The sequence below is a fragment of the Desulfotomaculum sp. genome (assembly GCA_003513005.1).
In the GTDB taxonomy this organism is placed as follows: domain Bacteria; phylum Bacillota; class Desulfotomaculia; order Desulfotomaculales; family Nap2-2B; genus 46-80.
Map to the genome: position 1 here is coordinate 1 of DOTD01000074.1, position 11,073 is coordinate 11,073.

Consider the following 11,073-nt stretch of genomic DNA (forward strand, 5'->3'; position numbering starts at 1 on the left):
TTTTGACGAGGTAGCCAGGTTATCGTTCATATAAATCCGGTAAAGGAACGGTTTTTGGAAAAATTAATGTTTGACGGGTAGTAATATACTGCGTTATTATTGCGATGGAAAAAGCAAATTCCTATTGGACTGGCAATATCTCTGGCAACAACCAGAGAATTCCCTGTGCCCGAAAAATAGTAAATCTCGGCAGCCATAATAAAACACCTTTCAGGTATCATGTTTTAGATAGTAACCTCCATTCCGCCGCTACCGCTAGCGGCACAAATAGTAACGAGAGAATAAGAGAACAAGGGGTCAGGTCTCAATTTTCAACATTTTCTCTATTTCTTTGATTCTATGACTTTGACTTTCAAATCCTCTGAAAGCTTCGTCTTTGAATCTTTATCCAGAATTAAAAGTACGATCATAAATAAGCTCCTATAAAGTATGATGTTGTCCCTTCACGAATTTTTCGATTATCCTGTGCCCTCTTGGGCCTCGAGTAATTGCTTCAAGTTCACCCAGTTGCGCTCCTCCAGGCGCTGGCCCATGCGCCTGATCAACGGAGTCATTAGCTTGTAGATACCGTGCGGCTTAATATCCCATGACCACCGCATCCGGGTTCTGCTTTCAACGGAGTTAAATGTCATAGCTCCATGAATATTCATAGCCGATGAATGTAGAGCTGTTTCCAGGCGCCGAGGTCGCTCGTACAAAGTTATCTCAATAATCCATTCGGTAGTTCGTCCCATACTTCTAGTCTCGTTGCGGAAGCGGGTGCCGAGGCTTATGGGTCCGGCCGAAATCTTCTCGGCGCGGAGTATGTAATGGTTGTAGCGTGGCTCGTTGCGGGCATCGGCAACAAAGTCAAACACTGTTTCGACTAAACGGTTAATATAAATCTCGCCCTCCATATGAATCATGCTCGATCCCTTTCTGTATCCTGATTGAATATAACACTTCTATCAGGGGTCAAAACTGTCATCCTAACTGTAGAAGTCTTCGCCCCACAAGAACAGTCCAGATGAACAAGAATACGATGGCCGCAAAGTAGAGAGAGATGGCGGGTATGAGAAGAGCAGGTGCCGGTGAATATTCGGAGATATGTTCGATTATGACGGCCAAAATTCCGGCTATGCCCGCCAGAATCCCCGCGTAGGCGGTAATTCGGCTAAAAAGGTTGCTTCGTAGCATAACGCCCGAGATAATTGTCCAGGAGCCTGAAACAATCACGTAACTTACCAGGAATGCGTTCTCATTGAATAGGGTAAACATTGCCTGGCCGGCCGCCAGAAACATCGCTCTTTCCGAGTCTGTCGTTGCGGCCGCGTATTGGTTGCTGAGAGAGAGAACCGAGAAAGCGGTATTGGTAGCAAAAAAGGCAGCAATTCCAATGAAGAAGAGAACCATCCCGATGGCCGCACCAGATTCACTGGTGCGTCTCAAAGCCACATAGAGCGCGAGGGTGGTCGGGACAAACACGAGATAAGATATCATTCCCAACAGGTCAAGAGTCAGCAATCCAACCAACCAATTGTCATGAAATACCGCAAAATGCTCCAGGGCGGTATTGGGTCTCGGGAACAAGGCATAGACGACAATCTCTCCAACCAGCAACGCGGCCATTATCAAAGCCGCCACGCCGCCAAATTTGTAGAGGCCCTTCCGGCGCAAATCGATAAGCCCGGCAGCAGCGCCGCGATTCGTCTGATTTGATATATTTGGAGTCATTTTATCACCCTAATCCTTTCGCCCAGGTAGCCGCCCGCTCCAACTCTCCCTCTTTTAGCGGGCCTTCCCTGTCTTTGACCAGAAATCCTTCCGGCGGAACTACCAGGTTGCCGCCCTTTTTCTTCAGCGCCTCAACAATGCGTGGTGCGGCATAGCCGCCCATTTTCATGGGGTGGTATCAGGCCCTCTGCAGTAATATTCAAATCATATAACGGCTTCACCAATTCGGCGATAGCCAGCGAGAATATCATGGTAAATCCTAGGACAAACATGGCGGGGCTGAGCAATAGTCCCAGCCCCTCTTTCCGAAGGGCCAGACAATTAAGCAAACGATGAAAGACCACAGCCACAACTTTCAACACGAACGCCGGCGTCAGCCGCAGAAACGTAGTTCCGAACAGGAACAGGGCGACTCTAACCATGTTTCGGATCGAGAACATGACTGTTTCCCTCCTGCTACTTCATCGAAGATTGCTTGATAAGCCGAGCAATGGCGGCGCATATCTCCTCGTCGTGGCCGAACAGGAAGTGACCGCCCGTCAGCCCGACGAACGTGTTGTTCGGGATTCGCCTCGCAAGCTCACGTCCCCCATGAAACTCCCGAGGGTCGTCGACCGCCTGGAAAATGACGGTCGGTGCCTTGATTCGATCGAAAGGGACATTATTGACCGAGGGAAGTGATACTTCGTTGTCGAAGATGATGCCCTCGCTGCGTGACGAGATCGGTAGGCCTGCCATGAACGCGTTCTCGACAATGAAGTCCCTTTGTTCGGCCGTGTACGTCTTCGCCACGGACTCCGCGACCAGGAGCTTGAGCAACGTGCCCGGCATCGTCTTGACGGCCGCCCAATAGATAAAATCATTCTTCGCCACGAGCTTGGGCATGTAGGCGGGCTCCGGACCGGGAACAGCCGACGACAAAAGGATCAGCCCGCTGGTTCGGTCCGGATAGTCGATCGCGAACCACATCGACGACGGCCCTCCGGCGGAGTTGCCGACAACAAAGACACGGTCGATGCCGAGGTGATCGAGCAACTCCTTGTATGCGGCGGATTGCATGCGTGCCGTAGCGTCCACGGGACGTGAAGACTTCCCATAGCCGAACCGCGAGATATACAAGTGCGTGTATGGGCCGCGGAGGTGCCCCCAGGTGTCCACCATGCTCATGCCCTGGTCGATGCCCCCGACGATGCCGTGGACGACGAGCATCACCGGACCCTGGCCATCAATGCGGTACTCGATGTCACCGTAACTCGAGCTGTAGACCCCGGTTTGGATGCTCGCGATGCGATCACGAGCGCGGCGCAGATCCTGACGAAAGAGGACGAAGACGCTCGCCAAAACGAGAATGAGGATCAAAGCGGTGGCACCGAATGTTGAAACAGTTGCCTTCATCGCGCTTCTCATTTCTACCCCTCCTTGTATTATTATACCCCTATCCCAAGAAATAACAGGACCTGCAGATTAATAAGCAAACTCGATTTTGCTACTAACCGCCCATGCCTGTAAGGTATAACCCAGCAACAAAAATAGATGAAAGGCTATTTCCTGTCACATAAACCACTAATTTCGTATCTTACGCCGCAGTTCCCATAATAAGAAAGCCAAAAAAGGAATAGCCGATACTCAATATTTAATCTGGTTATAATAAATATCTATAATTTCTAGTTTGTACCAGGTAAAATCCCCTTCTTTTAATCTCCAGACAACAGATGACCGGGCGGGAATTCTGACGCCTTTGAATTCCTTGTAGCCATTCGGCTCGATTTGGATAAACCAGTCTTCCAAAGTCGCGCCGCCTTTACGGTTGTAATACCGCTTAGCTTCGAAACTTACCACATCGCCATTCTCATCAAACTTAAACAAACCCGGGGCGGTAATTCCTCCATAGGTTATCGTGGCTTTAGCTGTTGTGGAATCTATCTGTTCCCATTGGATGTAATCATTCAAAGCAGCCGAAGGAAACCAAATAATTTCCGCGAGGTACCTCAACATTGCCCCCTGGCTAGTTTCTTTTCCTTTGGCGTCCGCAACAGTAATCAGGGAAAGCAACTTGATCAGCATGTGCCCTTCTCCATTCTCATACTTGTCTCTCCCGGAAAGGTGTATTCCCGGCGCCGCTTTAACATCTGCGACCCAGACAAACCCCGGTTTTTCCGTTTTAAACCATTGCCCGGCCTTAACGGGCATCCACTTGCCATCAGGTGCAGTCCGCATTTCGCCAATTTGCTGGAGGTGAGCGCGGTAAACATTTTCTTTGCCAGTCACGTTGGTACGTTCGAACCATTTTTGAACAACCGGCGGCAAACCGCCAAGCATTTCTTTTGTTACTACTTCTTTCCCGGAAGTAGCCGGTGGAATAAATGCTTCCAGTTCATTTTTCACCATTGCATTAAAACTCCAGGTTCCGTAGCCAATAACAATTCCCACCAGGATAATCGCATTGGCGATTGTCCCATATTTGGCGTCTGGCCAGTACATAATGATCAGCAGTTGCGAAAGCGCAAGGGCAGGGACGGCAACCATCCACCACCAGTCTTTCCTCAATAAGAAAACGGCTGCGGCAATAATGAACAATAAGGCAGAAATCAGCCATAAAACGCCAATTGGTTTATGGATAGTTTGCGTAAGCTGATTTATTTCAGCAAGTTGAAATGCTTTCCCAAAGCCCAGCAAATGAATGAAGCCATGAATAATAAGGACGGCTGCAAAAATTATTTTTGTTATGGACATCCATCCCTCCCCTCTATGATCTTCCTACTTGAACCGGCAAAAAATTTTACGCAAACTTTACGAAATATGGCTTTTTCCAGCCCCGACCAGGAGGCAATGTGTGCCTACCAAAATAATTATAAAGTTTTCTATAATTTATTAGAATTAAGTCTGATAGTCAACTAACTAATATTGATATATGGTTATCCAGTTAGCTCAGAAAACGCTACTGGCTTAGCAGCTACACAAGCCTTAAGCAGACGGTTAAAAAGCTCAGGCTCCCAAAAGCGGCGATTAAACCGGTAACAAAATTCATTCAGGTAGGACTGAAGGTGACGATTATCAAGTCCATGGAAAGTACCGGCGATAAAAGCTTTGGCATTAGAAATGATTGTATGGATCCACTTGAAAGTTTCTAATCCCTGCTTCTTGTTTTTATTGATAATAATACGCTCATGCTGATAACCAACTTTGTCAAGTTCAGCATAAATGTTCAGACCGTCGGTTGTAACTTTGGAACCAGGAGTAACATGTTTATGAACAAATTCATCGGCCGCTTTCCGATTAAGACTTTCCACTACCTCCATTTTGACATGGCAGGGGTGGTCATTTTTTTCTACCGAAACAGCCACGATTACAGGCGTCTTTTCCGTACCGCGACCGGACTTATCGCCTCCCTCACCGGCGCCACCAAAATAAGCGTCGTCCATTTTTACCAGGCCAGCAAGTTTATATTGACTGTCTCTGTCCGTCATGGCTTTACGAATTTTGTGGGAAATTGCCCAAGCCGTTTGGTAGCTTACACCAAGTGATTTCTTAAGTGAAAGAGAAGAACTACCCCGCTTATCATGGGCAATTAAATAGATCGCCCAAAACCAGGCCACTAAAGATGTCCTTGTTTTGTGCATGACGGTACCGGCGGTAACGGACACCTGATAACTACAAGAGGTACACTCGTATAAGTGCCTGGTTTTAATAAGGTAGGCCGTTTTGTTTCCGCATCTCGGACAGTAAAAACCCTCCGGCCATCTAAGACTGAAAAGATGTTCCCGGCAAGCTTCCTCGTCTCGAAATCGGGATTGAAATTCAAGCAGGCTGATTGGTTCTTGTTTAGCCATATTTTCTCTCCCCTTTTTACTGTATTATTTGTATTATACTACGTTTTGGAGAGAAAGGAAAGGTTTTCTGAGCTAACTGGATAACCACATATTGATATGATTATAACAGCATTTGTATATTAATTAAAACTGGTTAACATTAATTTTTAATTAACACTCCTAAGCATTGCGAAGACACGAGCGGACGGGGCGACTGGGTCATAATTATTCCCAGCATCCCGCAGCAGGCGTATTCATGATGATCGTTTTTACACTGCTGCTTTTGCTCATTTTTTTGTCCGCTTCAACCGGCCCTAAGCTGCCGGGATTTTACGGCGAACCCTTTCATCTTTTACTGGAATTGACTAGAATAATAATGCCCAACGCTATCCAGGAAGGAGAAATTGCTTATGAAAATCGTCGGGAGTCGCAAAGACCCTAGAATAACCCCCTTATCTGCCGAGTGGGACCAGTTTGTGAAGTTGGCCGAAACATTTCGCGCTGACCAGGTCTTTGTGCCGCGCGGAGTTTATAAATTTAAAACCTTCGAGGAGGTTAACAGATGGTCACTGAAAATGATGCTGGGCAAGAAACCTATAGCAGGCCGCCGGGAAGGGAAGATATTAAGAAAATCTGCCGGGCACTAAACGAAAAGGGCGTAAAGTATGTGCTGGTCGGCGGACTGGCGAAGAATTTTCACGGCCTAACAAGAATGACTCATGACATCTAAAAGGTCTTGGGAGACTTTATTTTGAAAAAAACCGCCTAAAATTTTAATGATTTCGTTTTCGTCCGACTTTTTTTCCTCAGTTACCTGATGTAATGAGGTAGAGTAATATGAATTTAGATTTTAAACCAGCATTAATTCTAGTGACAATATTTTTATTAATTGCCTTTTGGGGGAAAATACATGGTTCTGGTTCAACTCCACCAATAAAAAATAAAGAAGGGGTTGCAAGTACGCAAGCTGTTGCTTCTTTAGAAAAGTTAAGCCCCCCTTTTCAGTTAGTAGAAGAATATTTTAAAACTCTTCAAGCTTCCAAGGGAAAAAAACTTGTCAAATTTGAGAAATCCGCTTATACACCTTTTTTTGCAGAAACTGAAAAATTCAACTCTGAATTACGGCGTATTAAGAAACAGGCGTATCAGTAAAAGCAATTATGCAGAACACATTTTACCGCACGCACTTCCAATGCCTTTAAAGCCCCCGGCATTATGGAGCATTCGCGGCCCTTTGCCCTGGTTAAGGTTGCGGGGTTCACAATTTCCGCTGATATATTTTCTGCGAAATAATTAGCGATAAAGCTGCCAGGACAATCGGCGCCGCATAATTGTAATACCAGTTATCAATTTTACCTGTGAAAACTGCGTCTCTGATCAAATAAAGGGCATAGGTGTTGGGTATAAAATTAGAAATTGCTTTTACCAGTCCCGTAGTGTTCTCCAAAGAAACAAATCCATCGGACATAAACCATAAAAGCACTGTTCCAACCATGGCCCCCACGGCTGTAGCGGCAAAACTTTTTAAATACAGGGAACTATTGCGGAAGCCGCGATATAACAGAGCGCGACCAATAACAAAGGAATGATTATCTGCCCCAAGTAAAGCCAGAGTTTTATCCCGGCAAAAAGATAGATTAACAAGCCGTTTACGGTGCCCGTTAGCTCCGAAGCAAGCAGGGACATCACTACACGGGCATAAAAAGAAGTCGTCACTGATCTGGGGGACAGACGGTATTCGATCAAAGTGCACCTGGGTAAAGGACAGAGAACCGAAGAGAAAACCGGATAAAAGGATGCCGATTGCCAAAGCGCTGGCGCCGAAGGAAGCTACCCAGGGAATATCTGCCGGGTAACGTGTTGTTTCCTTAACTGTAATTATTTTGTTGCCGGGATCTTGTTCAAGATAAGAAACAACAGCTCCCGTTAAACGGTTCCGGTAATTTTTAGTCATGTTTGTATTTTCATCTTTAAAATATTGAACTATTATTAGTTCTGCCTCTTTTGTTCTTGTTCCGTTTTTGCCGGACGGTTCTTCGAGCACTTCGATCTTGTTGGTATAGGCTGTTTCGTCCAGGCTTTTTCCGGAAACCTGAAGGGAAAAATAAGGCATCCCTTGCGGGTTGGAAAAAAGTTTTTTTCAGCGATCAAAAGCAATCGTTCTTTCAGATCCTTTTCACTCACCAATAAAACACCTCCGAAAACACCTCCTATAAAACTTAAAAAACTATACTGGTTTTCACGGTTTTATAATAAGCGTAACTCTCTTCCCTGTCCTTATTTTTTAATTGAACCTTTTCTTCTAAAAAGAGCTATGTAATTATGAAAGTATCTTTTATAAGCCTTTGTATCCTCAAAAAAGGCGGCGTGCTAATGGATTTAGATTTGGAAAAATGGCGCTCGGGTGATAATGAAACCTTCTGCGCCTATTTTCACCAGTACAAAGATATGGTTTTTAAAACCGCCTTCTTAATTAGCGGTAGCAAAGAAGAAGCGGAAGATGTTTTGCAGGAGGTTTTCCTGGCTACCTGGAAATCCCGGCATACTTTTAACCCGGATAAAAGCAAGCTGAGCACGTGGCTTACCCGCATTACCACCAGACTGGCCGGAAAGCGCCGCCGAAAAATGGCAAAAGGTTTTTCATCGTTAGAGATAAAAGAGGGTAACTCTCCTTCACCGGAAGAAGACACCCTGACCAAACTGGAATACCAGGCGATGGTAAAAGCCCTGGATATCCTGCCGGAAAAACACCGGATTGTAATTATCTTAAGGTACTTTAACGAGCTATCAATAAACGAAATTGCCGCTATTTTAGGCGTTCCCCTGGGTACGGTCAAGTCCCGGCTGCATCACGGTTTAAAAAAGCTCCATGAAAAATTTTATCTGGCTTTTTCAGCCGGAAAGGAGGTACAAAGATGAAGTGCCGGCAAAGCAAAGAGCTTTTTTCACGTTATCTGGAAGAAGAATTAAAAGGAACGGCGCTGGCTGAATTTAAAAGGCACCTGGACAACTGCCCGCGCTGCCGGGAGGAACTGGCTGCCCTGGCTTATACCCGCCAACGCCTGCGTCAGACCCTAAAACAAATGGCTGCCGGCGCCGCCCCGTCTGCCGGCGCGTACGAAAAGCTAAGGCACCGGCTGGTGGAAGAAATAAAACCGGCGTTTCCCCAAAGGCTTCGCCGGCAGAAGGTTTTTGCCCTGGCGGCAGCAGTCGTCGTGCTGCTCAGCCTGGTAACGATCTTCGCCATATTTCCCGGGCCACCTCTGGAAGCCAGGGTGGCGGCTATTGCCGACGCCGATCCCCGCCTGCAAAACATCCTTGGCGCGGGCAGGGTCAGGGCAGGAGGAATTTTACTCACCGGCCGCTCCCAAGGTCATCTGATCCTTCTAATGGAAAGAAACGAGGATTTTCAAGAAGTACAGATAACCGCTACAGTGGATCTTCAAAAAAAGCAGGTAGTTAAAATTGAAGAGGATACCTGCCCTCCTTTAACTGGCGAAGAGAAAGCTTTGGCTCTTCAGATCGCTCGAAACGATTCGGCCGGGCAAGACCTTTTCTTAAAAAATGTTGTTAAAAATATAGTTTCTGCTTATCCCCCTTTACATGAGGGAATGGTTAACACGCCTGGCCTTCCGGCGGGCCGATTTGCCCGGCTGGTCCTGGAAAATAAGGAGGACAGGGCGCAAGTGTGGCTTGTCCGGGTTGACCTTGCCGCCGGGAAAGTGGTTGAAGTAGCAAAAGGAACCTTGGCCAAAACAGCGCCCAAAATAAAATGGGATGAGGGGAGCGGGCGGCTGGAGTATAACGGCGGAGGGGAGGACAACGGCGAAGGGGGCGGTTTTAAGATCGATAGGTTTCAAGATTGAGGCAGGAAAAATTTTTAAGTAATGAACCTTCAGGAGAAAACCTGCCTATATAATTTATGAAAGCAGTTGGATCGCTTCCTAAACGGAGGGCAGCCGGCAGGTAATTTGCGCCAGAGGAGGGGATGAAAGGCAAAAACCTGCGCCTGCAAAAGGGCCCTGCGTTAAGAAGGATAAAAATACAATAGAGCTGTTTAAAAAAGAAGGAGGATGATAAGGATGCGTCTGAAAAAGAACTGGTCGACCTTGGTGTTGATCGGCATTCTGGCTACCCTGCTGGTCGGCGCCAGTGTGGGGTGGGCGAAAAATGCGGTTGACCCGGTGAAAAGAAATGTGTTACAGGCCGGTGAAGACAACCTGACGCCTCAGGAAATTAAGGAGGGCGCCGGTGGCGGAAAAACGGGTGAGTTAACCAACAAAACCAAAGAAGAAGCGCCGGGCGAATCGGCCGTCATTTTCGGCAAAATTCGCCCAGACGGTAAAAAAGAAGTGGTCAAGGTATTTAAAGGAGAACCGCAGTTAAACATAACCGCTGTTGGCAATAAAAAGACAGGAGAAATGGAGTTTATTGCCTCGAAAGAAGCGGCCGGGAAAAATGATGGGGGAGGATACGCTGTCCTGTACGGCCCGAATGGAGAAAAAGAAGCGGTTAAAGCAGGCAAAGGACCCGTTATGATCAGGAGTTACCCGGATGAAGCAGGTAATATCAAGACAGAAAGAAAGGGAATGACTCCGGAAGAGCTCGAACAATTCCGGAAAGAACTGACCGGAAAAGCAGTTAAGACCGTTAATATCACTCCGGAAACAAAGTTACCGGTTAACGAAGAAAATCTAAAAGCAGATAAAATCTAAAAGCAGATAAAATTTCTGCTCCTGCCGATAGCGCTCCCGACACTATCTGGCACGAAGCAAGGGCTGATAACCACCGGATCGGGTGGTATGCCCAAAGCTACTCGACAAACTATGATGGCGGCGCAGGAGCTGAATCTGACGGGGCATCGGTCAGAGCCTGGTACTGGTAAGCTGGATACACAGATAGTCAAGAAATTTTCAAGTCCTGGAAAAAACCGGTTTTTCTCGAAGAGGAAACCGGGTTTTTCTTGTCTTTAATCAGGCACTCCCAATTCGATGTATTTCTCTAAATCCCATCCGGTTTAGTGCTGCCAAAACCTCTCGTCCTGATAATAGAGGGAGTCTCATAACGCCACTTCATAAACCTTATGCTTACTGTCTTCTACTAACACCTCTTCAGGTTCTAAATATAACTTTATTGCTTCCTGAATATTCATTAATGCCTCTTCTTCTGTCTTTCCTTGACTCCAACAACTTTTTAACGATGGACAATGAACTACAAAGTAACCATTTTCTCCTTCCTCTACTAATGTGATTATCTTTGTTCCGTTGCCTTTATTACGGTCTCTTGCCTTTACAGGAATAAAGAACTTCTTACTGCTGTTTTTCCACTTATTGTGTTTTGTTAACCCCCCCGCCAGTACTACTGAATGAATATGCGGGTGATAGTGCAGATCCTGGCTCCATGTATGATTCCACTGCGAAAAGGGGCGTTTTTCTTTTCATTTGCCCATTCATGAAAAACTGACTGGAATAATCAACCATCTAAATGTCCATTATTTCGCCTACTATTACGGTTTTACGCCAGAATTATGGGTATTATCCTTTATATTACC

Annotated in this window: 14 protein-coding genes and 1 pseudogene; 5 read left to right on the forward strand and 10 right to left on the reverse strand. The window is 46.3% G+C overall.

Features of this window, described 5'->3' with window-relative positions:
* Positions 1-26: 26 nt before the first annotated feature.
* From DEH07_09705 to DEH07_09735, 7 genes are all read right to left on the reverse strand, one after another.
* The gene (locus DEH07_09705) at positions 27-221 is read right to left on the reverse strand and encodes a hypothetical protein (GenBank protein ID HBY04774.1); all 195 of its coding nucleotides are present in this window, start codon (positions 219-221) and stop codon (positions 27-29) included.
* A gap of 237 nt (positions 222-458) precedes the next feature.
* A complete protein-coding gene (locus tag DEH07_09710) occupies positions 459-905 on the reverse strand; it encodes a hypothetical protein (GenBank protein ID HBY04775.1) in 447 nt (148 codons plus the stop codon).
* A 58-nt stretch (positions 906-963) separates the two neighbouring features.
* Positions 964-1,713, reverse strand: coding sequence for a hypothetical protein (locus tag DEH07_09715; protein ID HBY04776.1), 750 nt, complete (start codon positions 1,711-1,713; stop codon positions 964-966).
* 131 nt (positions 1,714-1,844) lie between these two features.
* A complete protein-coding gene (locus DEH07_09720; protein ID HBY04777.1) occupies positions 1,845-2,153 on the reverse strand; it encodes a hypothetical protein in 309 nt (102 codons plus the stop codon).
* A 16-nt stretch (positions 2,154-2,169) separates the two neighbouring features.
* Positions 2,170-3,120 carry a hypothetical protein gene (locus tag DEH07_09725; protein HBY04778.1) on the reverse strand — a complete coding sequence of 317 codons (951 nt, stop codon included), beginning with the start codon at positions 3,118-3,120 and terminating at the stop codon, positions 2,170-2,172.
* Positions 3,121-3,339: 219 nt separating this feature from the next.
* Positions 3,340-4,446, reverse strand: a complete 1,107-nt coding sequence (locus tag DEH07_09730; GenBank protein ID HBY04779.1) for a hypothetical protein — start codon at positions 4,444-4,446, stop codon at positions 3,340-3,342.
* Between the two features lie 182 nt (positions 4,447-4,628).
* Entirely contained in the window at positions 4,629-5,543 is a 915-nt protein-coding gene (locus DEH07_09735; GenBank protein HBY04780.1) for an IS1595 family transposase, read from the reverse strand.
* A gap of 235 nt (positions 5,544-5,778) precedes the next feature.
* Between DEH07_09735 and DEH07_09740 the strand changes: the two genes are divergently transcribed.
* Together DEH07_09740 and DEH07_09745 are read left to right on the forward strand one after the other, a co-directional pair.
* Entirely contained in the window at positions 5,779-5,964 is a 186-nt protein-coding gene (locus tag DEH07_09740; protein ID HBY04781.1) for a hypothetical protein, read from the forward strand.
* A 395-nt stretch (positions 5,965-6,359) separates the two neighbouring features.
* Positions 6,360-6,674: a hypothetical protein gene (locus DEH07_09745; GenBank protein HBY04782.1), complete on the forward strand. Its 315-nt coding sequence runs from the start codon at positions 6,360-6,362 to the stop codon at positions 6,672-6,674.
* Positions 6,675-6,780: 106 nt separating this feature from the next.
* Here DEH07_09745 and DEH07_09750 read toward each other — a convergent pair whose 3' ends face one another.
* Entirely contained in the window at positions 6,781-7,635 is an 855-nt protein-coding gene (locus DEH07_09750) for a hypothetical protein (protein HBY04783.1), read from the reverse strand.
* 209 nt (positions 7,636-7,844) lie between these two features.
* Here DEH07_09750 and DEH07_09755 point away from each other — a divergent pair, with 209 nt between their 5' ends.
* The 3 genes from DEH07_09755 (at position 7,845) to DEH07_09765 (ending at position 10,237) form a co-directional block, all read left to right on the forward strand.
* Positions 7,845-8,441: a hypothetical protein gene (locus DEH07_09755; protein ID HBY04784.1), complete on the forward strand. Its 597-nt coding sequence runs from the start codon at positions 7,845-7,847 to the stop codon at positions 8,439-8,441.
* Entirely contained in the window at positions 8,438-9,388 is a 951-nt protein-coding gene (locus DEH07_09760; GenBank protein ID HBY04785.1) for a hypothetical protein, read from the forward strand. Before DEH07_09755 ends, DEH07_09760 begins: the two co-directional genes overlap by 4 nt.
* 216 nt (positions 9,389-9,604) lie before the next feature.
* Complete coding sequence (locus DEH07_09765) at positions 9,605-10,237, forward strand: hypothetical protein (protein HBY04786.1); 633 nt, start codon at positions 9,605-9,607, stop codon at positions 10,235-10,237.
* A gap of 344 nt (positions 10,238-10,581) precedes the next feature.
* On the opposite strand, the gene DEH07_09770 is transcribed toward DEH07_09765, so the two are convergent.
* Positions 10,582-10,776, reverse strand: coding sequence for a hypothetical protein (locus DEH07_09770; GenBank protein HBY04787.1), 195 nt, complete (start codon positions 10,774-10,776; stop codon positions 10,582-10,584).
* A gap of 33 nt (positions 10,777-10,809) precedes the next feature.
* Positions 10,810-10,929 (reverse strand): annotated as a pseudogene (locus DEH07_09775) (IS91 family transposase).
* Positions 10,930-11,073 lie beyond the last annotated feature (144 nt).

Excerpts from the sequence above, each read along its gene's own strand:
- DEH07_09720 (HBY04777.1), bottom strand. The coding sequence starts at position 2,153 with ATGTTCTCGATCCGAAACATGGTTAGAGTCGCCCTGTTCCTGTTCGGA.
- DEH07_09740 (HBY04781.1), top strand. The coding sequence starts at position 5,779 with ATGATGATCGTTTTTACACTGCTGCTTTTGCTCATTTTTTTGTCCGCT.
- DEH07_09730 (HBY04779.1), bottom strand. The coding sequence starts at position 4,446 with ATGTCCATAACAAAAATAATTTTTGCAGCCGTCCTTATTATTCATGGC.
- DEH07_09710 (HBY04775.1), bottom strand. The coding sequence starts at position 905 with ATGATTCATATGGAGGGCGAGATTTATATTAACCGTTTAGTCGAAACA.
- DEH07_09705 (HBY04774.1), bottom strand. The coding sequence starts at position 221 with ATGATACCTGAAAGGTGTTTTATTATGGCTGCCGAGATTTACTATTTT.
- DEH07_09715 (HBY04776.1), bottom strand. The coding sequence starts at position 1,713 with ATGACTCCAAATATATCAAATCAGACGAATCGCGGCGCTGCTGCCGGG.
- DEH07_09750 (HBY04783.1), bottom strand. The coding sequence starts at position 7,635 with ATGCCTTATTTTTCCCTTCAGGTTTCCGGAAAAAGCCTGGACGAAACA.
- DEH07_09735 (HBY04780.1), bottom strand. The coding sequence starts at position 5,543 with ATGGCTAAACAAGAACCAATCAGCCTGCTTGAATTTCAATCCCGATTT.
- DEH07_09755 (HBY04784.1), top strand. The coding sequence starts at position 7,845 with ATGAAAGTATCTTTTATAAGCCTTTGTATCCTCAAAAAAGGCGGCGTG.
- DEH07_09760 (HBY04785.1), top strand. The coding sequence starts at position 8,438 with ATGAAGTGCCGGCAAAGCAAAGAGCTTTTTTCACGTTATCTGGAAGAA.
- DEH07_09745 (HBY04782.1), top strand. The coding sequence starts at position 6,360 with ATGAATTTAGATTTTAAACCAGCATTAATTCTAGTGACAATATTTTTA.
- DEH07_09765 (HBY04786.1), top strand. The coding sequence starts at position 9,605 with ATGCGTCTGAAAAAGAACTGGTCGACCTTGGTGTTGATCGGCATTCTG.
- DEH07_09725 (HBY04778.1), bottom strand. The coding sequence starts at position 3,120 with ATGAGAAGCGCGATGAAGGCAACTGTTTCAACATTCGGTGCCACCGCT.